The 23,246-nt window shown below is 66.0% G+C and carries 22 protein-coding genes; 11 read left to right on the top strand and 11 right to left on the bottom strand.

Annotation, left to right across the window (positions count from 1 at the left end):
* Window positions 1–6: 6 nt before the first annotated feature.
* The 6 genes from AC59JP_RS01215 to pcaH are packed head-to-tail and all read right to left on the bottom strand — an operon-like array spanning window position 7 to window position 5,869.
* Window positions 7–1,218: an acetyl-CoA C-acetyltransferase gene (locus AC59JP_RS01215; RefSeq protein WP_497323803.1), complete on the bottom strand. Its 1,212-nt coding sequence runs from the start codon at window positions 1,216–1,218 to the stop codon at window positions 7–9.
* Entirely contained in the window at window positions 1,211–2,023 is an 813-nt protein-coding gene (locus tag AC59JP_RS01220) for an IclR family transcriptional regulator domain-containing protein (protein ID WP_497323804.1), read from the bottom strand. The genes AC59JP_RS01215 and AC59JP_RS01220 overlap by 8 nt, the downstream gene beginning before the upstream one ends.
* Window positions 2,020–3,153, bottom strand: coding sequence for a bifunctional 3-oxoadipate enol-lactonase/4-carboxymuconolactone decarboxylase PcaDC (gene pcaDC / locus AC59JP_RS01225; RefSeq protein ID WP_497323805.1), 1,134 nt, complete (start codon window positions 3,151–3,153; stop codon window positions 2,020–2,022). Before pcaDC ends, AC59JP_RS01220 begins: the two co-directional genes overlap by 4 nt.
* Window positions 3,150–4,478 carry a lyase family protein gene (locus AC59JP_RS01230; protein ID WP_497323806.1) on the bottom strand — a complete coding sequence of 443 codons (1,329 nt, stop codon included), beginning with the start codon at window positions 4,476–4,478 and terminating at the stop codon, window positions 3,150–3,152. The genes pcaDC and AC59JP_RS01230 overlap by 4 nt, the downstream gene beginning before the upstream one ends.
* Window positions 4,479–4,518: 40 nt before the next feature.
* Window positions 4,519–5,151 (bottom strand): protocatechuate 3,4-dioxygenase subunit alpha, encoded by a 633-nt coding sequence (pcaG, locus tag AC59JP_RS01235; RefSeq protein ID WP_497323807.1) that lies wholly within the window; start codon window positions 5,149–5,151, stop codon window positions 4,519–4,521.
* Complete coding sequence (gene pcaH, locus AC59JP_RS01240; protein WP_497323808.1) at window positions 5,144–5,869, bottom strand: protocatechuate 3,4-dioxygenase subunit beta; 726 nt, start codon at window positions 5,867–5,869, stop codon at window positions 5,144–5,146. Before pcaH ends, pcaG begins: the two co-directional genes overlap by 8 nt.
* Window positions 5,870–6,019: 150 nt before the next feature.
* Here pcaH and AC59JP_RS01245 point away from each other — a divergent pair, with 150 nt between their 5' ends.
* Together AC59JP_RS01245 and AC59JP_RS01250 are read left to right on the top strand one after the other, a co-directional pair.
* Window positions 6,020–6,766, top strand: a complete 747-nt coding sequence (locus AC59JP_RS01245; RefSeq protein WP_497324829.1) for a CoA transferase subunit A — start codon at window positions 6,020–6,022, stop codon at window positions 6,764–6,766.
* Window positions 6,763–7,398 carry a CoA transferase subunit B gene (locus tag AC59JP_RS01250; protein WP_497323809.1) on the top strand — a complete coding sequence of 212 codons (636 nt, stop codon included), beginning with the start codon at window positions 6,763–6,765 and terminating at the stop codon, window positions 7,396–7,398. The genes AC59JP_RS01245 and AC59JP_RS01250 overlap by 4 nt, the downstream gene beginning before the upstream one ends.
* Here the strand turns inward: AC59JP_RS01250 and AC59JP_RS01255 are convergent.
* Window positions 7,395–8,348: an AraC family transcriptional regulator gene (locus tag AC59JP_RS01255; RefSeq protein WP_497323810.1), complete on the bottom strand. Its 954-nt coding sequence runs from the start codon at window positions 8,346–8,348 to the stop codon at window positions 7,395–7,397. The genes AC59JP_RS01250 and AC59JP_RS01255 overlap by 4 nt on opposite strands.
* An 84-nt stretch (window positions 8,349–8,432) precedes the next feature.
* Between AC59JP_RS01255 and AC59JP_RS01260 the strand changes: the two genes are divergently transcribed.
* Window positions 8,433–8,906, top strand: a complete 474-nt coding sequence (locus AC59JP_RS01260; protein WP_497323811.1) for an anthrone oxygenase family protein — start codon at window positions 8,433–8,435, stop codon at window positions 8,904–8,906.
* Here AC59JP_RS01260 and fdhD read toward each other — a convergent pair.
* Window positions 8,840–9,700 (bottom strand): formate dehydrogenase accessory sulfurtransferase FdhD, encoded by an 861-nt coding sequence (gene fdhD / locus AC59JP_RS01265; RefSeq protein WP_497323812.1) that lies wholly within the window; start codon window positions 9,698–9,700, stop codon window positions 8,840–8,842. The two genes, AC59JP_RS01260 and fdhD, sit on opposite strands and share 67 nt — an antisense overlap.
* A complete protein-coding gene (locus AC59JP_RS01270; RefSeq protein WP_497323813.1) occupies window positions 9,700–12,000 on the bottom strand; it encodes an FdhF/YdeP family oxidoreductase in 2,301 nt (766 codons plus the stop codon). Before AC59JP_RS01270 ends, fdhD begins: the two co-directional genes overlap by 1 nt.
* A gap of 154 nt (window positions 12,001–12,154) precedes the next feature.
* On the opposite strand from AC59JP_RS01270, the gene AC59JP_RS01275 reads away from it, so the two are divergent.
* From AC59JP_RS01275 to AC59JP_RS01290, 4 genes are read left to right on the top strand one after another with little or no spacing between them, the layout of a single operon-like run.
* Window positions 12,155–13,156 (top strand): iron-siderophore ABC transporter substrate-binding protein, encoded by a 1,002-nt coding sequence (locus AC59JP_RS01275; protein WP_497323814.1) that lies wholly within the window; start codon window positions 12,155–12,157, stop codon window positions 13,154–13,156.
* Between the two features lie 20 nt (window positions 13,157–13,176).
* Window positions 13,177–13,563 carry a dimethylamine monooxygenase subunit DmmA family protein gene (locus AC59JP_RS01280; RefSeq protein WP_497323815.1) on the top strand — a complete coding sequence of 129 codons (387 nt, stop codon included), beginning with the start codon at window positions 13,177–13,179 and terminating at the stop codon, window positions 13,561–13,563.
* The gene (locus AC59JP_RS01285) at window positions 13,557–14,459 is read left to right on the top strand and encodes a PDR/VanB family oxidoreductase (RefSeq protein WP_497323816.1); all 903 of its coding nucleotides are present in this window, start codon (window positions 13,557–13,559) and stop codon (window positions 14,457–14,459) included. The genes AC59JP_RS01280 and AC59JP_RS01285 overlap by 7 nt, the downstream gene beginning before the upstream one ends.
* Entirely contained in the window at window positions 14,456–15,415 is a 960-nt protein-coding gene (locus AC59JP_RS01290; protein ID WP_497323817.1) for a heme-dependent oxidative N-demethylase family protein, read from the top strand. The genes AC59JP_RS01285 and AC59JP_RS01290 overlap by 4 nt, the downstream gene beginning before the upstream one ends.
* On the opposite strand, the gene AC59JP_RS01295 is transcribed toward AC59JP_RS01290, so the two are convergent.
* Window positions 15,401–16,399, bottom strand: a complete 999-nt coding sequence (locus AC59JP_RS01295; protein WP_497323818.1) for an aldo/keto reductase — start codon at window positions 16,397–16,399, stop codon at window positions 15,401–15,403. The two genes, AC59JP_RS01290 and AC59JP_RS01295, sit on opposite strands and share 15 nt — an antisense overlap.
* Window positions 16,400–16,456: 57 nt before the next feature.
* On the opposite strand from AC59JP_RS01295, the gene AC59JP_RS01300 reads away from it, so the two are divergent.
* The 3 genes from AC59JP_RS01300 to AC59JP_RS01310 all read left to right on the top strand — a co-directional run bounded on the left by AC59JP_RS01300 (window position 16,457) and on the right by AC59JP_RS01310 (window position 21,465).
* The gene (locus AC59JP_RS01300; RefSeq protein WP_497323819.1) at window positions 16,457–18,433 is read left to right on the top strand and encodes a prolyl oligopeptidase family serine peptidase; all 1,977 of its coding nucleotides are present in this window, start codon (window positions 16,457–16,459) and stop codon (window positions 18,431–18,433) included.
* A 152-nt stretch (window positions 18,434–18,585) separates the two neighbouring features.
* The gene (locus AC59JP_RS01305) at window positions 18,586–19,341 is read left to right on the top strand and encodes a Clp protease N-terminal domain-containing protein (protein ID WP_497323820.1); all 756 of its coding nucleotides are present in this window, start codon (window positions 18,586–18,588) and stop codon (window positions 19,339–19,341) included.
* Window positions 19,342–19,482: 141 nt separating this feature from the next.
* Complete coding sequence (locus AC59JP_RS01310) at window positions 19,483–21,465, top strand: TerD family protein (RefSeq protein WP_497323821.1); 1,983 nt, start codon at window positions 19,483–19,485, stop codon at window positions 21,463–21,465.
* Window positions 21,466–21,547: 82 nt separating this feature from the next.
* On the opposite strand, the gene AC59JP_RS01315 is transcribed toward AC59JP_RS01310, so the two are convergent.
* Window positions 21,548–21,982, bottom strand: coding sequence for a MarR family winged helix-turn-helix transcriptional regulator (locus AC59JP_RS01315; protein WP_497323822.1), 435 nt, complete (start codon window positions 21,980–21,982; stop codon window positions 21,548–21,550).
* A 56-nt stretch (window positions 21,983–22,038) separates the two neighbouring features.
* On the opposite strand from AC59JP_RS01315, the gene AC59JP_RS01320 reads away from it, so the two are divergent.
* Complete coding sequence (locus AC59JP_RS01320) at window positions 22,039–23,241, top strand: Bcr/CflA family multidrug efflux MFS transporter (RefSeq protein ID WP_497323823.1); 1,203 nt, start codon at window positions 22,039–22,041, stop codon at window positions 23,239–23,241.
* The last annotated feature ends 5 nt before the right edge of the window (window positions 23,242–23,246 follow it).

A 23,246-nucleotide genomic window follows, 5' to 3' on the forward strand; every position in this document is an offset into this window, starting at 1 on the left:
AGGAGTTCAGGCAATGCGCTCGAACACCGCGGCCAAACCCTGGCCGCCGCCGATGCACATGGTCTCGAGGCCGTAGCGGCTTTCTCGCCTGCTCATCTCGCGCAGCAGAGTGGCGAGAATGCGGGCACCGGTCGCACCGACCGGATGGCCCAGCGAGATGCCGGAACCATGGGGATTGAGTCGCTCGTCGTCGGGCTCGACGCCCCAGGTGCGGAGCACGGCCAACGTCTGCGCTGCGAAAGCCTCGTTCAATTCGATGACGCCCATGTCGTCGAGCGTCAGCCCCAGGCGTCCGAGCGCTTTCTCGCTTGCGGGCACCGGTCCGATGCCCATGGTGCGCGGCGGAACGCCCGCCACGGCCCACGACGCCAGGCGAGCCAGCGGGCGAAGCCCCAGTGCGGCGGCCTTGTCCGGGGTGGTCACGATGCACAGCGCCGCGCCGTCGTTCTGCCCGCTGGCGTTGCCCGCCGTGACGGTCGAGTTCGGGTCGATCTTGGCGCGGATGGCGCGGAGCTTGCCCAGCGACTCGACGTCGGTGTCCGCGCGGGGGTGTTCGTCCGTGTCGATGATCAGTGGATCGGACTTTCGCTGCGGGACGGACACGCCGACGATCTCCTCGGCGAAGACGCCGTTCTTCTGCGCCGCAACGGCTTTCCGGTGCGAGGAGACCGCCAGTTCGTCCTGGTCCGCGCGGCTGATGGAGAACTCCTCCCGCAGGTTTTCGGCAGTCTCGATCATGCCGCCGGGAACCGCAAAGTTCTTGCCGCCGGCCGTGACTCGCGCGCGGGCAAGACGGTCGGACAGTGCGACGGCCTCACCCTTGACGCCCCAGCGCATGCCGGTTGCGTAGAACTCGGCCGTACTCATGGACTCGGCTCCACCCGCGAGGACGAGGTCGCTTCCTCCGGATTGCACCTGTAGGCACGCGTTGATGACGGCCTGCAGGCCGGAACCGCAGCGACGATCCACCTGCTGGCCCGGAACGTCGACGCCCAGTCCGGCGTCGAGTGCGGCGATGCGGCCGATCGCCGGAGCTTCGCCGCCGGGGGATGCCTGCCCGAGGATGACGTCGTCGATGTCGGATCCGGACAACCCGGTCCGCGACATGATCTCGGTGATGACCGCGGCGGCGAGCGCCTCGGGTGCGATGTCGCGGAACTGACCGCCGAAGCGGCCGACCGGAGTGCGAAGTGCTTCACAGATGACGGCGTCAGGCATAGGACTTTCCTTGGGTCGAGGCCCCGACACGGGCGAGGTCGGTGTCGATGGCGTGTGTGGTGAGAAGAATTGCGGGCACGAGCGTCTCGTGGATCGCGTCGATCGAGTAACGGGCCGCTTGGGTGGAGATGTTGGCCGCTGCCACAACGGCTCCCGTGGCGTCGTGAATCGGGGCGGCAAGTGATCGGAGCCCTGCCTCGAGTTCCTGATCGACGATGGCGAAGCCCTGTGCGCGAGCCTCGTCGACGGCCGTGCGAAGCGTGTCGGTGCTGTTCACGGTGTGCGGGGTCAAGTCCGACAACCGAACTCGGCCGAGATAGGCCTCGAACTCGGTGGGCGAGAGTCCGGCGAGCAGAACGCGACCCATGGAGGTCGCGTAGGCGGGAAATCGGGTGCCGATGGTGATCGACACGGTCATGATGCGGCTCACCGGGACTCGCGCCACGTACACCACGTCGTCGCCGTCGAGAATGGACACCGACGCCGATTCGCGCACCTTCTCGGCCAACGCCTCGAGGTGCGGCCCCGCGATCTCGGGCAGCGACAGGCTGGACAGGTACGAGTAGCCGAGTTCGAGAACGCGCGGGGTGAGCCAGAAGCTCGAGCCGTCCGTGCGCACGTACCCGAGCTCGACGAGAGTCAGCAGGAACCGGCGGGCGGTGGCCCGCGTGAGGTCGGTGGCGCGGGCGACGTCGGAGAGAGTGCGGCGTGAATGCGTGGCGTCGAACGCCCGAATGACGGACAGGCCGCGTGCGAGCGACTGCACGTAGTCCGAGGAGGGACCCTGTACGTCCGGTTCGGTCACGGCATCTCCTCGAGTGCGGCCTTGCCAAGGGCGAATGCTCTGTTGCTGTTGGGAACTCCGGCGTAGACGGCGGTGTGCAGGAACACTTCCTGCAGCAACGCCGGGTCCATCCCGGCGCGCAGAGCCGCTCGAACGTGCATGTCGAGCTCGTGCTCGTTGCCGACCGCCGTCAGGATCGCGAGTGTCAGCAGCCGCCGCGTCGCATGATCGAGACCGGGCCGGCTCCAGATGTCACCCCACGCGGTCCGAGTGATGAAATCCTGGAAGGGGGCGGTGAAATCGGTGGTGCCGGCAACGCTTCTGTCGACGTGAGCGTCGCCGAGAACGCTGCGCCGCACCGCCATCCCGCGGGCATGCGCGGAGTTGTCGATCTGCCCCAGAATCAGCTGCGTGATTGCTCCGGCCTGCTCGATGTTCGCGAGATGGGCTGCCGGAGAAAGAACCTGGAATTGCGCACCGGCAACGCCGTCGGCGATGACGGCGAGAGTGTCCGGGGGAGTGGAGGGATCCATCTCGCCGGCCACCACCACGGTGGGCGCGCTGATACGAGCGAGGTCCGCACGGGAGTCCCAGCCGGACAGCGCATCACAGCACGCGGCGTAACCCTCGTCGTCGGTGGCGGCGATCATCGCACGGTAGCGAGAGACGAGGTCAGGCTCGCGGGCGGCCAACTCGGGGGTGAACCAGCGGTCGACGACGGCCGAGGCAATCGAGTCGATTCCGTTCGCCCGCACCGCGGCGGCCCGGTCGGTCCACGCCGACGATTCGCCGAACTTGGCTGCGGTGCACAGCAATGTCAGCGTGTCGACACGGTCCGGGTGATGTATCGCGAGCCACTGCCCGACGGCACCGCCCATCGACAGTCCGACGACGTGCACGCGATCGAGCTGCCGAGAATCGAGCAGTGCGACGACGTCGGATCCGAGATCGGCGATGGTGTAGGGACCCACCGGTGCGGGCGACCGGCCATGACCACGCAGGTCGACCGCGAGCACGTTGGCGGCGCGCGAGAGCGGGCCGACCTGTGGATCCCACATCGATCGGTCCGATCCGAGGGATCCGAGCAGCACCACGGTGGGTGCGCTGTCCGTCTGCGCCGGGGTGAAATCGAAGGAGAGGTCGACGGTCATGAGGACTCCGATCCGGTGATGGAGGCGAGGATGCGGTCGACGATGTCGGCAGCGTGCCCGAGGTAGTCCGCGGGATCGAGCAACGTCCGCACCCGATCCGCGGGGATGAACTCGGTGATCGAACTGTTCTCGTACAGAGGCACATCGAGGGTGCACGCTTCGGTGACGATGGCGCGTGCGTCGTCGGTGTGCTCCGACAACGCGGTGGTGACGCGCTCGGCCAGCAACAGTCCGTGAGTGACGTCGAGGTTGCGCGCCATGGACTCGCGGTCGACGCGCAGTCCGCCGAGGCAGTCCGCCAGTCTGGCCGCAGACCCGCCGGCGAGGCGAGCGAGGTCGGTGAGGGTCTCCCACTCCGCATGCCACGGCCCGGCTGCGCGCTGCTGCTCGTGGGCCATCGAGGCGAGAACCGTGGACACCAGGCCTGGAACACGCTGCGCGGCTGCGCGAGCGGTGATGGCGGCGACCGGATTCTGTTTGTGCGGCATGGCGGACGAGCCACCGGGGGTGTGTTCGGCTACTTCGGTGAGCTCGGTGGACGACATCAGCACGACGTCCGTGGCCGGCTTGGCGACGGCACCGGCCAGAACCCCGAGCGCCGTTGCCACGGCGGCGAGGGGTGTGCGGTCGGTGTGCCAGGGCGCGATCTGTTGCGGGAGTCCGAGGTGACGGGCCACCGCGTCGGCCATGTCGAGACCGTGCGGATGCACGGCTGCCAATGTGCCTGCTGCGCCGCCGAATTGAACGGTCAAGCCGTCGAGTGCCCGCCGCAGGTCGCGAGCCGCTCGGTGCAGGCCCATCGCCCAGCCGGCCGCCACGGCGCCGAAGGTGGTCGGGAGTGCTTGCTGCCCCAGCGTTCTGGCCGCCATCGGGGTCCGCCGATGTTCGCGCGCCAGGTCCAGTGCGTCCTGCACCGACGACGTCGCGTAACCCAGGATCGCGTCGCCCGTACGGCGAAGCATGAGGACCAGGGCCGTGTCCATCACGTCCTGGCTCGTCGCACCGGGATGGACCGAGGCGGCGGGCACCCCACGTGGAGCGACCTCGCTGCGCAGTATCTTCACCAGCGGTATGACGGGGTTTCCGCCGGCCACGGCAGCAGTTCCGAGTTCGCCGATATCGATGCGGCCGTCGCGGGAGAGTGCACTCGCGGCAGCGGCCACGGACTCTGCGTCGGAGGCACTGATCAGTCCGACCTCGGCCGCGCCGACGCTCAGCGCCGCTTCGACACCGAGAAGGGCGGAGACCCAGGCTTGGTCGGACAGCTCGTACGCCAGGTCCGTCGCGCCGAAGGTCGGATCGAAGAGTGGCCCGCGTGTGGTCATCGGGTAGGCCGGAGGCCGGTCGAATGCGATCCGGTAGACATCACAGCTCGAAGAACGGTGTCTCGTCACCGTCGGGATCGGTGTCCTGCACGACGATACGAAGGTGGTAGCCGCCCTCGACCTCGGAGGCGATCAGCTTGGCGCGGTCTTTCTCGCGCAGACTGTTCAGCACCGGATCGGCCCCGTTGGACTCGGTTTCGTCGGGGAAGTAGATCCGCGTGACCAGGCGTTCGACGATCCCGCGTGCGAAGACACCGACGTCGATGTGCGGGGCCTCGACGACGCCGTCCTCGGCCGGAAGGGACCCCGGCTTGACGGTGCGCACGGTGGCCGTTCCGGACGCGTCGCAGATCGCCCGGCCGAAGCCGCGGAAGCCGTTCGGCGACAACGGGACCGGACCGCGGGGATCCGCGGGCTGGTCGAACCGGCCCTCGGCGTCGGCTTGCCAGGTCTCGACCATGCCGTCGGCGATTGCGGTGCCGGCGCCGTCGACGAGGGTGACGGACACGTCGATCGCGCCGGGCGTTCCGGCTGGTACCACGTCGATGCCGTCGTCCCATGGCAGTCCGATGTGCAGGTAGGGGCCGACCGTCTGGGAGGGCGTCTGCCCGAACGGGACCGTCGTGAAGTCACCGGGAACGACCGGGTAGCGGGGGGCGAAGGTGTCAGTCATCGTGGTCGTCGCTCTCGAACGGGGTGGCATTGCGTCCGCGTAGAACGATGTCGAAACGGAACCCGAGGGCCCAGTTGTCCTCGGTTGCGGAGTAATCGAAGACACTGACCATGCGCTGGCGGGCACCGTCGGGCACCGAGTTGTAGATGGGGTCCTGGAAGAACATCGGGTCGTCGGGGAAGTACATCTGGGTGACCAGGCGTTGCGTGAACGCTTGGCCGAACAGCGAGAAGTGGATGTGGGCCGGGCGCCACGCATTGTGGTGATTACCCCACGGATAGGCGCCGGGCTTGACCGTCGTGAAGCGGTAGTTGCCCAGGTTGTCGGTGAGGACGCGGCCCACGCCGTTGAAGTGCGGGTCGAGCGGCGCCGGCCAGTTGTCGCCTGCGTGCCGGTATCGACCGCCTGCGTTTGCTTGCCACACCTCGATCAGGGTGTGAGGAATCGGCTTGCCGTCGCTGTCGAGGACGCGGCCGTGCACGATGATGCGTTGCCCCTGAGCCTCACCGCCGTTCGCGTGGGTGAGGTCCGCGTCGCCCTTCCGAACTCGGCCCTCACCGAGAACCGGTCCGGTGACTTCGGTGAGCCGCTGGGGGAGAAGCGTGAGCGGCTGGGACGGATGGCGCAGTGCGGTGGTGCGGTAGTCCGCGAAATCGCGGGGCGCGTTGGTGCCGGTCTGATCGCGGTAGGTGTCGAGCGTGGGTGGCAAGTGCAGCATTCGTGGTCCCTGTTCGCTATGTGTACTCATAGACGCTATGCGAACAGAGTAGGCGTTCGCGTCGTGGCCGACAAGGTTTCGAGGGCGAAATGTTCGACATACGGATTAGTGTTCACATTACGCACAGTGTTCGGTAGGGTGGTCCGCATGATGGACAAGGTGATGGAATCGGCAGCCGCAGCTGTGGCCGATATCCCCGACGGATCGTCGCTCGCGGTCGGTGGATTCGGACTGGTGGGAGTGCCGGAAATTCTGATCGACGCGCTGCTCCAACAGGGAGCAACCGAGCTCGAGACGATAAGCAACAACTGCGGCACAGACGGTTTCGGCCTCGGCATACTGCTCGAGCGAGGACGCATTCGCCGCACCGTGTCCTCCTACGTCGGGGCGAACAAGGAGTTCGCGCGGCAGTACCTCGGCGGTGAACTCGAAGTCGAACTCACCCCACAGGGCACACTCGCCGAACGCCTCCGCGCCGGTGGCGCGGGCATCCCCGCCTTCTTCACCCCCGCCGGCGTCGGCACCCAGGTGGCCGACGGCGGACTCCCGCTCCGATACGACGGGTCCGGCGGCATCGCGATCGAAAGCCCTCCGAAGGAGACGCGCGAGTTCGACGGCGTGACCTACGTACTCGAGCGTGGCATCGTCGCCGACTACGCCCTGGTGCACGCCTGGAAAGGTGATCGGTTCGGGAACCTGGTGTACCGCAAGAGTTCTCGCAACTTCAACCCACCCGCCGCGGCGGCCGGGCGCATCACCATCGCGCAGGTCGAACACCTCGTCGAACCGGGTGAACTCGATCCGGAGAACGTGCACACCCCGGGCATCCACGTGCAGCGAGTGGTGCACGTCGGACCGGTGGAAGTCGGAATCGAACAACGGACGGTGCGAGCATGACCACGGCGAAATTGACCCGCGACCAGATGGCCGCGCGCGTCGCGCAGGAACTCGGCGACGGACAGTACGTGAACCTCGGAATCGGCATGCCGACCCTGGTTCCCAACTTCATCCCGAACGACATCACGGTCGTATTGCACTCGGAGAACGGCGTTCTCGGCGTCGGGCCCTACCCGACCGAGGACGAGTTGGATCCCGAACTGATCAACGCGGGCAAGGAGACCATCACGGTCCTCCCCGGAGCGTCGTTCTTCGATTCGTCGCAGTCGTTCGGCATGATCCGCGGCGGTCAGGTCGACGTCGCGGTCCTCGGCGGAATGCAGGTCAGCGAGCGCGGCGACCTCGCCAACTGGATGGTTCCCGGCCACATGGTCAAGGGCATGGGCGGAGCCATGGACCTCGTCCACGGAGCCAAGCGTGTCATCGTCATGATGGAGCATGTCTCGCGCAAGGGCGAGCCGAAGATCCTGCCCGAGTGCACACTTCCCCTCACCGGCATGGGCTGCGTGCAACGCATCATCACCGACATGGCCGTCATCGACGTCACTGCCGACGGTCTCACCCTGGTCGAAACGGCGCCCGGGATCTCCGAAGACGAGGTTCGTGAGGCCACGGGGGCCGCGCTGCGTTAGCGCTTCCCCGCCCGGCGGACCGACCCCGGCGACACTCCCGTCGTGCGCTTGAACGCGCGCGAGAACGACGCTTCCGACCGGTAACCGAGGCGATGAGCGAGCTCGGACACCACCGTTCCTGATTCGGTGAGTTCCGTTGCCGCCAGACTCATTCGGTACCGCGTCAGATAGGCGACGGCCGGCTCGCCCACCACCTCGGTGAATCGCGCCGCGAACGCGGAGCGCGACATCGACACGTGCTGCGCGAGTGATTCGACCGTCCAGTCCCGCTCCGGTTGTCGGTGGATGGCGACGACAGCACGGCCGATGTGCTTGTCGCGCAACGCACCCAGCCATCCCGTCTGTCCGGCTGGGTCGTCGTCCATCCAGGCGCGAATCATCTGGATCACGAGGATGTCCGCGAGGCGGGTGATGACGGCCTCGCCTCCCGGTCGTCTGTCCGCGGCCTCCGTCGTCAGCAGGTCCACAGTGGCGCCGAGGCTCGTCCTACCCGTCTCCGATGCGACGTGGACGACGGCGGGGAGGAGCTCCAGCAGGCCCTGCGCCGAAGGATGCTCGAATTTGACTGCGCCGCAGACCAATGTGGTCGACGCGCCGCCGCCGCCGTGTTCGATCACGATGTAGCGATCGCTGACCCACTCCGCCTCCGGCTCGTACATCGACACCGCCCGCTGACCCGGCGAGGCGACCAGGGTGTGGCCGCGACCGTGGGGAACGAGGACGCAGTCGCCGGTGCCGAGCCGCAGCGGGTCGTGACCGTCCAATTCGAGCCAGCAGTCACCGGCCACCGGCATGTGAAACCAGAGGCAGTCCGTCATCTCGGGGATCTCGAGTCCCCACGGGTCCGTCAGCGTGCTGCGAATGTAGAACGCTCCCTGCATGCGAAGGGCGTGCAGCGCCTCTCCCAACGCGTCGCTTCTCTGCCATATCGAGGGATTGCCGGCCGACATGCCGTCCAGTCTGCAGGACGATCGGACAAGAAAGGCGGACTCAGAGGGATTCCGCGTCCAGACGGTATGTCGCACAGTGGACCGATGGAACGACTTCTTCAGCTGAGCACCATCCTGGCCGCAGTGGGCAGCGCCGTCGTCGGCGGACTGCTGTTCGCCTTCTCGACCTCCGTGATGCCGGCGCTGTCTCGGCAGCCCAACTTGTCGGCGGCCGCGACGATGCAATCGGTCAACACGGTGATTCAGAACCCGCTGTTCCTCGCGCTGTTCGTGGGCACGTCGCTGTCCTGTGTCGGCGTGCTGGTGCTGTCACCGATCGTCGGAGGACCCGGAACCGTGGTGGCGGTGATTGCGGCGTCGATGTTCGTCGTGGGCACGTTCGTCGTCACGATGGTGGTGAACGTGCCTCTGAACGATCGCCTGGCTGCACTCGATCCCGAAGCTGCGCAGCTGTTCTGGCAGGAGTACCTCACCCGATGGACGCGGTGGAATCACATCCGGGCAGCAGCGGCGGTGGTCGCCTCGTGTCTGATGATCACTCGATCGGTCCTCGTGTAGAGGTTCATCCCGTTGCCGCGCAGGAAGCCGACGATCGTCAGACCGGATTCCTCGGCGAGGTCGATGGCGAGCGAGGACGGCGCCGACACCGCGGCGAGGATGGGAATCCCCGCCATGACCGACTTCTGCGCCAGCTCGAACGACGCACGCCCGCTGACCATCAACACGGTGCCGTGCAGCGGCATTCGGCCGTTCTGCACCGCCCATCCGACCACCTTGTCCACAGCGTTGTGTCGGCCGACGTCCTCCCGGACCACGAGCAGTTCACCGTCGGTGTCGAACAGTGCCGCGGCGTGCAGGCCACCGGTGGTCTCGAAGATCTTCTGATGGGACCGGAGCGTGTCGGGCAGCGACGACAGTGTGTCCGAGGTGATGGTGGACGTGTCGCCCGCCGGAGAGTGCGCGGTCAGCAACCGGACCGCGTCGAGCGAGGCCTTGCCGCACACGCCGCACGATGACGTGGTGTAGAAGTTGCGCTCGATGCCGACGTCCGGTGGCGACACACCTGGAGCCAAAGCGATGTCGAGAACGTTGTACGTGTTCAGCCCGTCTTCACCGACGCCGTCGCAGTAACGGGCAACCGAGATGTCCTCGGGCCCGGTGATCACACCTTCGGTCAGAAGAAACCCGTGGGCCAGGTCGATGTCGTGACCCGGTGTCCGCATGGTGACCGCGAGAGCCTTCCCGTCGACCCGAATTTCGAGCGGCTCCTCCACGACAACCGTGTCGGGGCGGGTGGTCTCGAACTCGCCGCGCAGGCGGACGACGGGCCGCCGCGCCGTGGCGCGGCCCATCAGCGGGGCTCGAGACGGACGACGACGGCCTTGGACACCGGCGTATTACTGCGTGCCGCAACGTGATCGAGCGGGACCAGGGGATTGGTCTCCGGGTAGTACGCAGCAGCGTTGCCCTTCGGAGTGTCGTATTGGACGACTTTGAACTCCGTGATCCGACGCTCCTCGACGCCGGAGTCCGTGGGCCATTCGGACACGATGTCGACGAGCTGGCCGTCGCGCAGTCCCTGCTCCGCAATGTCGGCGGCGCTGACGAGAACGACCTTGCGGCCGTTCTTGATTCCGCGGTAACGGTCGTCGAGGCCGTAGATGGTGGTGTTGTACTGATCGTGGCTACGCATGGTCTGCAGAATCAGCCGCCCGGCGGGCACGCGCTCCCAGTCCAGCTCGTTCACCGTGAAGTTCGCTTTGCCCGTGGTGGTGGGGAATTCCCGCGAATCACGCGGCGGGTGCGGCAACTGGAAACCGTCGGGCCGGCGGACGCGGGTGTTCATGTCCTCGCACCCCGGCACGACTCGCGAGATCGACTCACGAATCCGGTCGTAGTCGTGGTGGAACTCGTTCCACGGCACCGGATGCGACGGTCCGAGCAACTTGACCGCCAACTCGCTGATGATGGCGACCTCGCTGCGGAGTTCCTCGCTGACCGGCTTGAGGCGTCCACGCGAGAGGTGCACCATCGACATCGAATCCTCGACGGAGACGTTCTGACGCCCTCCCGCCTGCATGTCTCGATCGGTCCGGCCGAGCGTCGGCAGAATGAGCGCCGTCTTGCCGGCTTTCACGTGGCTGCGGTTGAGCTTCGTCGACACCTGAACGGTCAGTTCGCATGACTGCAGGGCCTTTTCGGTGACCGCACTGTCCGACGTGGCGCGGACGAAGTTGCCGCCCATCGCCATGAACACACTGGCCTTGCCGTCACGCATAGCGCGGATGGCGTCGACGGTGTCGTATCCGTGCTTGCGGGGACTCTCGATGCCGAACTCGGCGTCCATGGCCGCGAGGAACGATTCGGGCATCTGCTCCCAGATGCCCATCGTCCGGTCTCCCTGAACGTTCGAATGCCCGCGGACGGGGCAGACGCCCGCACCGGGCTTACCCATCATTCCGCGCAGCAGAAGGACGTTGGTCATTTCCCGGATGGTGTCGACGCCGTGGCGTTGCTGAGTGATACCCATCGCCCAGCAGATGATCACCTTGTCGGCCTTGGCGATCGCGTCCGCCGTAGCCCGAATCTGCGACAGGGTCAGCCCGCTGGCCTCGACGACCGTTTCGAGATCCACTGCACGCGCGTGCTTCTCGTATTCCTCGATGTTGGCGGTGTGCTCCTCGACGAACATCGAGTCGATCACGGTGCCCGGTGCTGCGTCCTCCGCCTCGAAGAGGAGCTTGCCGATGCCCTGGAACAGCGCCAGGTCTCCGCCGATGCGAATCTGGAGGTACTCGTCCGCGATGTCGACACCGGAACCGATGACGCCGTTGACCTTCTGAGGATCCTTGAACCGGCGCAAGCCGGCCTCGTGCAACGGGTTGACGGCGATGATCTTGGCGCCGTTCCCTTTTGCCTTCTCCAGCGTCGAGAGCATGCGCGGGTGGTTCGTACCGGGGTTCTGTCCGGCGATCAGAATCAGGTCGGCCCTCTCCAGGTCGGGAACCGACACCGAACCCTTGCCGATACCGATGGTGTCGGAGAGTGCCGTGCCCGACGACTCATGGCACATGTTGGAACAGTCCGGCATGTTGTTGGTGCCGTAGCTGCGGATGAGGGTCTGGTAGAGGAACGCGGACTCGTTGCTGGTTCGGCCCGACGTGTAGAAGATCGCCTCGTCGGGGCTTGCAAGTGCCTTCAGGTGCTGAACGATCACGTCGTACGCGTCGTCCCACGAGATGGGGGAGTAGTGAGTTTCGCCGGGGTGCAGAACCATCGGGTGGGTCAGCCGGCCCTGCTGGCCGAGCCAGAAGTCCGTTCGCTCCGACAGGTCCTCGAGCGAGTGCTCGGCGAAGAAATCGGGTCCGACCGTTCGGAGCGTCGCTTCCTCGGCCACAGCCTTGGCGCCGTTCTCGCAGAACTCCGCGTGCTTGCGATGTCCCGGCGTCTCCGGCCAGGCGCAGCCGGGGCAGTCGAAGCCGTTGCGCTGGTTCAGTCGGAACAGTGTCCGTCCGGTGCGGACGGCACCCATCTCCTCGAGACCTCGCTCGAGCGACACCAGAACGGCCGGTACTCCGGCGGCGTAGTTCTTGGGCGGACTGACCTCGAGGGTCGATTCGTCGATGTCGTTCTTCGGGGCGTCGGTCGTCATTCCTCCAGTGTGTACCCACCGATGTCAGTACCAGGTCAGAAGGCCACGGCATTGTTCGAACATGTCGGTGCCGGTCACGGGAAGGTCGATTGCGTCGGGACGGCTCAAGCAGGCTAGCCTTACCTTCGACACAGTCTCGACGGAAGGACCGCGCATGTCGTTCGACGCCTCGGCAGTTTCTCGCCGCAGCTTTCTCATCGGAGCCTCGGGGGCACTCGTGGCCTTCGCAGCGGCGTGCAGCAGCGGCGGCGGCGGAACGAGCGACGGCGGAACCGGCGCCACCCTCTCCGGAAAGTTCGGCGACGTCACCGCTCCCGCAAATCCGCAGCGCGTGGTGAGCGTCGGCTACAGCGACCAGGACACGCTCCTGGCCCTCGGCATCAAGCCGGTCGGCGTTTTCGACTGGTACGGCAACTACCCGAACGCGGTCTGGCCCTGGGCGCAGGACGCGCTGGGCGACGCCGCTCCGGCGATCATCGGTGACACCGCGTCCAACATCGACGTCGAGAAGGTTGCGGCGGCGGCGCCCGACCTCATTGTCGGAACGTACGCCGGTCTGACGCAGGACCAGTACGACAAGCTGTCCCAGATCGCGCCCACCATCACCCAGCCGGCGCAGTTCACCGATTTCGGGATTCCGTGGCGCGACCAGACCACGACGATCGGCCAGGCGGTCGGCAAGAGCGACGACGCAGCCAAGCTGGTCTCCGACCTGGAAGCGAAGTTCGCCTCGGTCTCGGCCGCCAACCCGTCGTTCGCAGGAAAGACCGTCGTGGTCGGGGCGCTTCAGGGCCCCGGTGCGTTCGGCGTGTACGGCCCGCAGGACCCCAAGGTTCGGTTCCTCACCGACCTCGGTTTCGTCAATCCCGCAGTCACGCAGCAGATCACGACGACAAACTTCGCCCCGATCAGTACCGAGCAGCTCTCGCTCGCCGATGTGGATCTGCTCGTCTGGTACGCGGGCGGCGGGTTCGGTGACAAGTTGCGGGCCGAGTTGGCCAACACTCCCGTCTACCAGCAGCTACCCGTGGTGCGCGACGGCCGGGTCATCATTCTCGACGACGAGGCCGCGGAGGCCATGGCGTGGAGCACGGTGCTGAGCCTGCCGTTCGCCCTGGATCAGGTCCCCGGACGGATCGCACCGCTTCTGGCGTGAGCGCTCGCTAATCTCATGCGGTGACCGCCACCGTCCTGATCATCGGCGACGCGTCGGTGCCGCAGGGGATCGCGGGCCGTACGGGTCGATTTCAGTCGTGGAACGACGCCGAAGCGTGGTTCGACGCCGAACTCGCCGCCGCGGTGGTCGGGTGGCGGTGCACCGTGATCGGGCCCGAGTCTGCGGTCCGAGCCGCACAGGCGAGGGCGCTCGGTGCCGGCGCGGTGGACGACGACATCACCGCGGTGGTCACCGACCGTGCCGAACGCCGCGTCTACTGTCCCCCGTGCGGATCCGTGACGACCACGACCGCACCCGTCGTGCGATGCGCCGGATGCTCGTTGGAACTCGTTGTCGGCGAACATTTCTCGCCGGTCATGGCCGCATACCTGGGCTCGCCGTGCTGACGACGGTCACCGACTCCACGACGATCGCGCCCGGTGTGCGGCGACTGGTCCTCGTTCCCCGCGGCAACGACGTGCTCGACTCGTTCGTGCCGGGCAGCCACCTCCTCGTGGGGTGCGGCGAGGGCCGGTACAACGCGTATTCCCTGACGGGAGAATGCCGGTCGCCCGAGTCGTACTCGATCTCGGTCCGCCTGCAGGGCGACGGGTCTCGGTGGCTGCACGAACGCCGCATGGGGGATACCGTCGACATCTCGGAGCCCCGAAGTACTTTCGCTCCCGTCCTGTCCGCGACGCGGCACCTCCTCGTCGCCGGCGGTATCGGCGTCACCCCCATCCTGTCGCACGCCCGCGAGAACGGACGGTCCGCCGAAATTCTGTACGTTCACAAACCGGGCGTCGACACGCACGTCGACGATCTGCGCGCAGTCTGCGCCGACGTCACCGTCGTGACCGACCGCACGGCCTTCGTGTCGACGCTTCGGAGAACGCTGCGGCGCCAACCGCTCGGAACGCACCTATACGTCTGCGGGCCCACCGGGATGTTGGACGTGGTCGGTTCCGAAGCAACCGATGCCGGCTGGCCCCGATCTCGCTGCCACCAGGAGCTTTTCGGTCGGGTGTCGCCGCCGGCGCGCCCGTTCGATATGCGACTCTCTCGTGGAGTGTCGCTGCACGTGCCCGCCCATCGCACCGCACTCGACATCCTGGCCGACGCCGGGATCAGGGTGCCGTATCTGTGCCGGCACGGCGTCTGTGGTCGGTGCCGCACCACCGTGTCCGCCGGTCAGGTCGAACATCGCGACCTCTTTCTCACCGACGACGAACGGGCCGAGGGCAATTCGATGATGGTGTGTGTATCGCGCGCCGCCGGAGCCGATCTGGAGCTGAAGTTGTGACGGCATCGTTTCCCTACCCGTTCGAATCCGACACCTACCGCTCGAGTGTCAACGTCGAGCCCGCTCGGACGCGGCACGAGACGGCCGCGGGGCGGTGGGGGGACGACATCGTCGACCCGGGTGCGGATTACAGGGCCACGGTCGCGGAACGGGCCGAGATTCTGCGCCGTGACCCGCGACGGCACGCGGCCCTGCCCCACATGCGGGAGGCCGCGTGGGATGCGCTGCGTACGGTGTCGATCGAACTCGCTCGAAGCCGTCCCGACGCCATCGGGCTGACGATCGACGGCTCGACGTGGGCCCTGAGGAACGACCTGTTGGGCACCTCGCACATGTGGATCGACAGGGACGACGCTTCGCTGCCCGACGACCCACTCGTGTTCGCCGCCAAGCAGGTTCAGGAAGATATTGTGCTGCTCGATCGCCGTGACGGCAGGTTGTTCGCCGACGCCGGTGTGGTGACGTTCGCGGCCGACTGGTCGATGAACTTCGATCTGGGCATGCCGTTTCTGGACATCCACCGGCCCGTACCGCGGCTGCTGTCCGACGGGGTGGCGGCCAGAGCACAATCGCTGTTGCTCTCGCTGGCCGCGGGGCAATGGATGCGCCGCACCAACTGGTCGACGGGCGTCGATCACCGGCTGGACATGTCCGCCGAGACGCGGCACGAGTGGAAACCTCTGCGCGAGCAGCTGTTCGATGCACCGGCCGAGGAAGTCGGGCGGCGGCTGTGCCTGCGCGTGGAAGTGCAGCACCTCACGAGAATCGCACCGTCGGGCGCGGTTCTGTTCCTGATTCGCACCCACACGATCTCGTTGGACGACCTCGCGTCCGTGCCCGGCTGGGCGGAGCGCTTCGTGAACGTGGTTCGCGAGTTGCCGGGCGACATCGCCGACTACAAGGGATTGACCCCGCTTCGTCCGGCTATCGAACGCTGGTGGTCATTCGCGGCCTGAGCTCACCCAGTTCGGATCGGCGCTCCGCGCTCCCGACACCAGGGAATCGATGCCGTCGAGCTCGGTGACCTGCGCGTCGGTGAGCTCGAGCGTTGTGGCCGCGGCGTTCTCGTCGATCCGAGATGCGGTGCGTGTTCCGGGAATCGGCACGACGGGAAGGCCGAGGTCGACACCCTTTCGGTAGAGCCATGCCAACGCGACCTGCGCCGGCGTGGCGCCGGTCTGCGATGCCACCGACTTCACCACCTCGAGCGCGCGAGTGTTCGCTTCCAGTACGCCGTCCGCGAAGCGCGGGAAGTGCCGACGCACGTCGGACTCACCGATCGTGGACGAATCGACGGTTCCGGTCAGAAAGCCCCGTCCCAGAGGTGAATACGGGACAAAACCGACGCCCAGTCGTGCCGCCGCCGGGACCACGTGCGTCTCCACGTCTCGGCTCCACACGCTCCACTCGGACTGCACGGCGGCGATGGGGTGCACGGAGACGGCCCGCTCGAGCTCCGCGGCGGTGACCTCCGACAGTCCCAGATGGCGAACCTTGCCTTCGGTGACCAGTTCGGCCATGGCGCCCACGGTCTCCTCGATCGGCACGTTGGGATCCAACCGGTGCATGTAGTAAAGGTCCACGGTGTCGATGCCGAGTCGACCGAGGCTTTCGTCGATGCACTGGCGGGCGTAGTCACGTCCGCCGCGGCTCGTCCGTTCACCCGTGGCAGGGTTTCCGGTGATGCCGAACTTCGTGGCCACCGTGACTTCGTCCCGGCGATCCTTCAGCAGGCGTGCGAAGAGTTTCTCGTTGTCGCCCCCGCCGTACACATTCGCGGTGTCGAGGAACGTGACGCCGACGTCGACGGCGTGACGAAGAGTCTGCAGGGACGTGTCGGGATCGACGTCGCCGTACACCGGTGTGAGGGCCATCCCGCCGAATCCTTGTGCGCTGACGGTCAATCCGTCGCCGAGTGTGACCGATGCAAGCGTGGCCATTCTGTCTCCAACCTCGTTGTGGTGGTACATCCTCAGCGTACGACTAAGTTCGTGGGAGTGAGCGATTCCTTCCATGACCTCGACGCGTACATTGCACTCCCGCGGCTGAGCGGGCTGTCCCTCTCACCGGACGGCGCCAGGCTGGTCACCACCGTGTCGACGCTGGACGAGAAGTCGACCGCGTACGTGTCCGCGCTGTGGGAGCTCGACGCCACCGGGCGAGCGCCCGCGCGGCGGCTCACCCGCAGTGAGCAGGGGGAGTCGGGCGGGGTTTTCTCGGCGTCGGGCGACGTCCTGTTTCTGCGTGCGACCTCGACCGAGGACCACGCGCCGAAGGCGCTGTGGTTGCTCCCGTCCGGCGGGGGTGAGGCGCGGCAGATCGCATCCCGCGGGGGCAGCGTGCGCGGCGTGGTGTCCGCGCGGACGTCCCCGACATTCGTGTTGTCGTCGGATGTGCTGGGTGGCTCCGACACCGAGGACGGTCGGGTGCGAGCGCTGCGCAAGGACTCGAAGGTGTCGGCGATCCTGCACAGCGGATACCCGGTGCGCTACTGGGATCACGATCTCGGACCGGCGACACCGCACCTGTTCATGGGAGCATCCGACGCGGACGACACCGACCTCGACGATGTGACGACCTTGGCCGGCGGCGCCCTCCGCGAGGCGGAATACGATCTGGCGCAGGACGGTTCGTTCGTCGTGAGCACGTGGTCCGTCGGGGGTCCGGTGGCGTCGCTTCGATCGACGCTGGTGCGGGTCGACATTGCCACCGGCGCGCGAACCGTGCTCGTGGACGACCCGGACGCCGACGTCTTCGCTCCGGCGATCGCCCCGGACGGTCGGCGCGTGGCCTTCCTGCGCGAGTCGGTCTCGACGCCCGACATCGCTCCCCGGATCACACTGCACGTTCTCGATCTGTCGTCGGGTGCGTCCGCGCAGTGGGCGAGCAACCTGGACCGATGGCCCACATCGGTGACCTGGCTGCAGGATTCGAGTGCCGTGGCGGTGACGGTGGACGACAACGGCCGAGGCAGGGTTCTGCTGGTCGACGAGAACGCGGTCGAGCCCGCCACGAACGACGATTTCGTGTACACCGATGTGGTCGCCGGCCCGAACGGAGTTCTCTTCGCGATGCGGGCGTCGTATGCCGCGCCGCCGCATCCGGTTCGGATCGACCCGAGCACCGGTGAGGTCGGTGTGCTGCCCGCCCCGTGCGAACTCCCGGAGCTACCGGGCGAGCTCGTCGAGGTGTCGACGCAGACGGACGACGGAACCACCGTGCGCGCCTGGCTCGCCCGGCCCGCCGAAGGCCCGTCGCCGCTGCTGCTGTGGGTTCACGGCGGTCCGCTGAATTCGTGGAACAGCTGGTCGTGGCGTTGGAATCCGTGGTTGATGGTGGCCGCCGGATACGCTGTGCTGCTTCCCGATCCGGCCCTGTCCACCGGATACGGGCAGGACTTCGTGCAGCGCGGGTGGGGACGGTGGGGCACGGAGCCCTACACCGATCTCATGGCGATCACCGACGCGGCCGAACGACTGCCGGCGATCGACGCGACGCGGACGGCCGCCATGGGCGGATCCTTCGGCGGGTACATGGCCAACTGGATTGCGGGGCATACCGATCGGTTCTCCGCCATCGTCACGCACGCAAGCCTGTGGGCGCTCGATCAGTTCGGCCCGACCACAGACTCAGCCTGGTACTGGGCGCGCGAGATGACGCCCGAGATGGCCTTCGACAACTCTCCGCACCTGTTCGTGTCGAACATCGTCACCCCCATGCTCGTGATCCACGGTGACCGCGACTACCGCGTCCCGATCGGCGAGGGTGTGCGGTTGTGGTACGAGTTGTTGTCCGAATCCGGCTTGCCTGCAGACGATTTCGGCAAGACCGAGCATCGCTTCCTGCTCTTCCCCAACGAGAATCACTGGGTTCTGACGCCGCAGCACGCGAAGGTCTGGTACCAGGTGGTTATGGCTTTCCTCGCCGAGCACGTTCTGGGTGAGGACGCGGTGATGCCGGAGGTGTTGGGCTGAGTTGTTCGGTTTGGCGGGCGGTTTTGACGGAGATTTTGGCAGACCGTGCAGCACTCGGCAGAGGCTGCGGCGTCTGCCAAGTGCTGGAGGGTCCGCCAAACTAGCGTCAACTTCGGGTTGACGATGCCAGATCGTCAACCTATCGTTGACGCATGACCCCAGTGCAGCCCACACCTCCCATCCGCCTCGACGATCTCATCGACGCCATCAAGAAGGTCCACCCCGACGCGCTGGATCAGTTGTCGAATGCAGTGCTGGCAGCCGATCACCTCGGGGAACTCGCCGATCACCTCATCGGCCACTTCGTGGACCAGGCCCGCCGGTCGGGCGCATCGTGGACCGATATCGGCAAGAGCATGGGCGTGTCCAAGCAGGCCGCGCAGAAGCGATTCGTCGCCAAGGATCCCGGAGAGCCGAACGATCTGAACGCCAGCCAGGGCTTCGATCGGTTCACCGAGCGGGCGCGCAACGTGGTGGTCACGTCGCAGAACGAGGCGCACGCCGGCAAGAACGCCGAAATTGCGCCCGCTCATCTCGTGCTGGGACTGGTGGCGGAGCCCGAAAGCCTGGCTGCCGCGGCGCTGGCCGATCAGGGCATCTCGCTGCGTGATGTCGCTGCGCGAGCTCGTGATGCCCGCGGCCCGGAATCGGATGCGATGCCGGCGCTCATTCCCTTCGACTCCGACTCCAAGAAGGCGCTCGAGCTGACCTTCCGTGAGGCACTTCGATTGGGCCACAGCTACATCGGAACCGAACACATTCTGCTGGCGCTCGCGGAGGTGGAGGACGGAAGCGGAATTCTGGCTGGGCTCGGTTTCGACAAAGCGAAAGCCGAGCAGTTCATCGCGAACACCGTCGACGTGCTGCTCGCCGCGGGCGAGGAAGCGAAGGGGACACCAGGGCGATAAAAGGAGCCCAATTCCGCCCCATCGTCCCACTTGGTAGCAGCCGGGTTCATTCGGTCGAATGACGCACTACCGAGAACAAGACAAGTCGGGTCGATTTGGTTAGTTTGTGAACATATTTCCGTTTGCGAACCAGGAGCCCACGTGACCGCATCGAGTTTGATCAAGGGCCAAAACGTCGAATTACCGGACGACGTCACGCGCTTGGATGTGTTGGTCACCTGGGTAGCAGGTGAGTTGGATATGGATGGGTCCGCCCTGCTTCTCGACTCGAACGGTCGAGTTCGTGACGACGGAGATTTCGTCTTCTACAACCAGTCGGAATCGAAGGATGCCTCGGTGAGACATCTGGGTGGCACCACAACCGAAGAAGGACGCCAGGAACTCATTTCGATCGAGCTCGGTGCGGTCGCTGCGGAGGTGCAGACAATTGTCATCAGCGGCAGCAGTAGTTCGGGTCCGCTGGGGGACTTCGGCAAACTCGGCCTTCACGTTCAGGATTCGACGGGTTCGCTCCTTGCGGAGTTCGTGACTGCGGACGCGTCCTCCGAGCAGGCTTTTGTCTTCGGCGAGCTCTACCGTCGCGGTTCCGGGTGGAAGTTGCGGGCGGTAGGACAGGGTTGGGACTCGGGGCTCGAAGGCCTCGCGACCAATTACGGAGTGCATGTCGATGATTCCGACGCCATACCAGTAGCCGACGATTCCGTGGCTGTACTTCAGGTAGCCGAAGCCAGCCATCAGGTTGCAACAGTCGACGCGACAGTGGTCGAGATTCCTCCACCGGTCAAGGGTGTCAAAACTCGTAAGAAAGTGTCCAAGAAGGCAATTTTGCCGGAGTTCGTGCTGAGCGGTGGGGATTCCTGGCAGACCGCCCGTCTGTTCTCCATTTCGGGTGTCGGCTCTGGTGAAGAGCAGGAGAAGCGCGCGACATCTGCGTTGCTTGCGACCATGCAAGCCGTCAAGCCATTCGCGCGGGCGATCTGTGGAAAGGTCGGAGCCCCGGTTGGACCGTTCGAGGGGTACCTAGAAGTTTCCCACCCGAAGGGCGAAGGGCGAGTGATTCCCGACGCAGTCCTTCGAGTCTCTCGCGCTGGAAATGTGTGGACTTGTCTCGTCGAGGTCAAGACAGGTTCGGGAAAACTGCAGAAGGAGCAACTCGAGAACTATCTCGACGTCGCGAGGCGGCACAAGTACGAAGTCGTTCTGAGCATCTCCAACGACATCCCCGCCGCAGTCGGCGATCTGCCCGTTCTGGTGGACAAGCGCAAGCTCGCCAAGGTCGCGCTCCGGCACATCTCGTGGTCCGAAGTCATCCACGAAGCGCGAATGTTGCTGTCTCACGGCGGGATCGATGACCCGCTCCAAGCATGGGTCCTGAACGAGTTCCTTCGCTACCTGACCCACCCCCGATCGGGCGCTACCGAATTCGTCGACATGGGTCGGCATTGGGTGCCGGTGCGGGATGCAGTTGCCTCCGGAACCGTTCGACCCGGCGACGCCAAGGCCGACGCGGTAGCCGATAAATGGACCGCGCTGTCACGAAATTTGGCGCTTCGATTCACGGCCGACCTCGGCGTGACCGTGAAGCACCACTTGCCCAGGAGGCTGGCAAACGATGCTGACGCGCGGCGACAGAATGTGGTCGAGCAGTTGGCGGCCAAGGGGTCGCTCACTGCGGTACTGCGTATCCCGGACTGCGCGGGTGATGTGACGGTGGAAGCTGATTTGCGAACCAACAAAGTTCATTGCTCCACGTCGATCTCGGCCCCCGAGACTGGAACCTCGCTCAAGCGAGTGCAGTGGCTGTTGAAGCAGCTTGCGGACTCACCTCCGGAGCTGTTGGTGGAGGCCCAGTTTGCCGGCGGCAGCGAGACTGCGTGTGAAAATTTGACAACTGTTCGAGCTGATCCAAAGTCGCTGTACGCCGACCGGCACGGTGATATCACGGCGTTCACCCTGACAATGATCAGCCCATTGGGGAGCAGGAGATCCGGCACGGCCTCCAGCTTCATCACCAGCGTGACGTCGGGTGCCGAGCAGTTCTACTCGACTGTGGTTCAAGGCTTGAAGCCCTGGACGCCGTCACCTCCGGTACTGGTACCGCAGGATGAGTCGCTCGCGCCCTGATCATCCGTCGACGTTCTGATCGCGAAAGGGACAGCAGGGCGATAAAGGCAGCCCAATTCCGCCCTGCCGTCCCACTTGGGCTTCAGTTCAACTCCGTCAGCCGATGCAGCAGCGGAATTGCCTCGGCCACCACCCGTACTTCGTCGTCGGTCATGGTGTCCAGCACTCTGCGGACCGCGGCGTCCCATGCGGTATCGATGGCGCGTTTGTCGATGCGCGCCTGCTCGGTCGGATGCAGCTGACCGGATCGGCGGTCGTCGGGATCGGTGTGGCGAACCAGAAGTCCGCGTTCGACCAGGTGGCGCACAGCCGTCGAGACATTGCTGGGCTGACGGGAGAGTGCCTTCGCCACCTCCGACACCGACACCCCGGGGCTTTCGAAGACCGCGCGGAGGACGTCGAACTCGGACTGCGGTAGCGGCGTGAGACCCACCTGCTGTTCGCCGAACCGTCGAAGCTTCCACACCAGAGAGTCGACGGCCACGGAGATGTCGTGCGTCGGGTCGTCGGTCGCCATGTGTGTCATACTAGCTATAGAAATAGCTATAAATCTATACATATATGGAGTTGCTGATGTCCAAGCCCTTGCCCGGATCGGTCATCGCCGTGCTGGCGCTGCTCTCGGCGGTCGCACCTCTCGCCACCGACATGTACCTCCCCGCTTTCCCGAGCATGGCCGACGAGTTCGGCACCTCGGCGTCGGCGGTCCAGCTGACGTTGACGGCGTTCATGATCGGGTTGGCCGTCGGCCAGTTGGTGATCGGGCCGTTGTCCGACCGCTTCGGTCGTCGCCCGCTCCTCCTCGGCGGGACACTGATCTGTGCCGTGTCCAGTGCGGCGTGCGCGCTGGCACCGAGCATCGGAACCCTCACTGCTGCGCGCTTCGTCACCGGCTTCTGTGGTGCAGCGGGAATCGTGCTCAGTCGCGCCGTGATCTCGGACCGAGCCGAGGGCACCGACGCCGCGAAGGCCTTCAGTCTGATGATGCTGATCGGTGGAGTCGCTCCGATCGTGGCTCCGCTGATAGGTGGAACACTGGTCGGCCACATCGGGTGGCGCGGGGTGTTCTGGGTGGTCACCACGCTGGCTGCCGTCATGTTCGTCGGCGTGGCGCTGAAAGTGAACGAGAGCCTGCCGCCGGAGAAGCGAAGCGCCGGAGGATTCGCGGCGCTGAAGAAAGACGTGGCGTACGTGCTCGGCAACGGACGCTTCGTTGGATACACGCTGTCCTTCGCCCTGTCCTTCTGCGTCATGTTCGCCTACATCTCCGCGTCGCCCTTCGTGTTTCAGAACCTCCTCGGCTTGTCGACGGTGACATACTCGCTTGCCTTCGCCGCCAACGCTTTCGGTCTCGTGTTGGCCAGCGGTCTCAATGCTCGGTTGGTCGGCACGCTGGGCCCGGAGAAGCTTCTGCGCGTCGGGATCGTCGTCATTTCTGTGGCATCGACCCTGCTGCTGGTGGAATCGATTGCGGGGCCGTCGCTCTGGCCGGTGTGCGTTCTGCTGTGGTTCGCGGTGAGCGGTCTCGGCCTGGTCATGGCCAACGCCACCACCCTCGCTCTCGGTGAGGTGCGCAAGGCAGCGGGCACGGGGTCGGCCGTCCTCGGCGCTCTGCAGTTCGGGCTCGCTGCCGTCGTGTCGCCGATCGTGGGGCTCGGGGGAGAGGGCACGGCGGTCCCGATGGCGGCGACGATGGTCGTGTCGGCGATGTTGGCCGCGTCAGCTCTCGCCGTCGTCTCCCGACGGCGGTTGGGAGCCACCTCGGCGGCCCACTAGAATTG

The sequence above is a fragment of the Rhodococcus sp. 320_ES genome (assembly GCF_059691855.1).

Coding starts and splice junctions, on each gene's coding strand:
- AC59JP_RS01215 (WP_497323803.1), bottom strand. CDS start 1,218: ATGCCTGACGCCGTCATCTGTGAAGCACTTCGCACTCCGGTCGGCCGC.
- pcaDC (WP_497323805.1), bottom strand. CDS start 3,153: ATGACCGTCGACCTCTCCTTCGATTTCACCCCGGCGCAGACGGACAGC.
- AC59JP_RS01230 (WP_497323806.1), bottom strand. CDS start 4,478: ATGACCACACGCGGGCCACTCTTCGATCCGACCTTCGGCGCGACGGAC.
- pcaG (WP_497323807.1), bottom strand. CDS start 5,151: ATGACTGACACCTTCGCCCCCCGCTACCCGGTCGTTCCCGGTGACTTC.
- pcaH (WP_497323808.1), bottom strand. CDS start 5,869: ATGCTGCACTTGCCACCCACGCTCGACACCTACCGCGATCAGACCGGC.
- AC59JP_RS01245 (WP_497324829.1), top strand. CDS start 6,020: ATGGACAAGGTGATGGAATCGGCAGCCGCAGCTGTGGCCGATATCCCC.
- AC59JP_RS01250 (WP_497323809.1), top strand. CDS start 6,763: ATGACCACGGCGAAATTGACCCGCGACCAGATGGCCGCGCGCGTCGCG.
- AC59JP_RS01255 (WP_497323810.1), bottom strand. CDS start 8,348: ATGTCGGCCGGCAATCCCTCGATATGGCAGAGAAGCGACGCGTTGGGA.
- AC59JP_RS01260 (WP_497323811.1), top strand. CDS start 8,433: ATGGAACGACTTCTTCAGCTGAGCACCATCCTGGCCGCAGTGGGCAGC.
- fdhD (WP_497323812.1), bottom strand. CDS start 9,700: ATGGGCCGCGCCACGGCGCGGCGGCCCGTCGTCCGCCTGCGCGGCGAG.
- AC59JP_RS01270 (WP_497323813.1), bottom strand. CDS start 12,000: ATGACGACCGACGCCCCGAAGAACGACATCGACGAATCGACCCTCGAG.
- AC59JP_RS01275 (WP_497323814.1), top strand. CDS start 12,155: ATGTCGTTCGACGCCTCGGCAGTTTCTCGCCGCAGCTTTCTCATCGGA.
- AC59JP_RS01295 (WP_497323818.1), bottom strand. CDS start 16,399: ATGGCCACGCTTGCATCGGTCACACTCGGCGACGGATTGACCGTCAGC.
- AC59JP_RS01305 (WP_497323820.1), top strand. CDS start 18,586: ATGACCCCAGTGCAGCCCACACCTCCCATCCGCCTCGACGATCTCATC.
- AC59JP_RS01315 (WP_497323822.1), bottom strand. CDS start 21,982: ATGGCGACCGACGACCCGACGCACGACATCTCCGTGGCCGTCGACTCT.
- AC59JP_RS01320 (WP_497323823.1), top strand. CDS start 22,039: ATGTCCAAGCCCTTGCCCGGATCGGTCATCGCCGTGCTGGCGCTGCTC.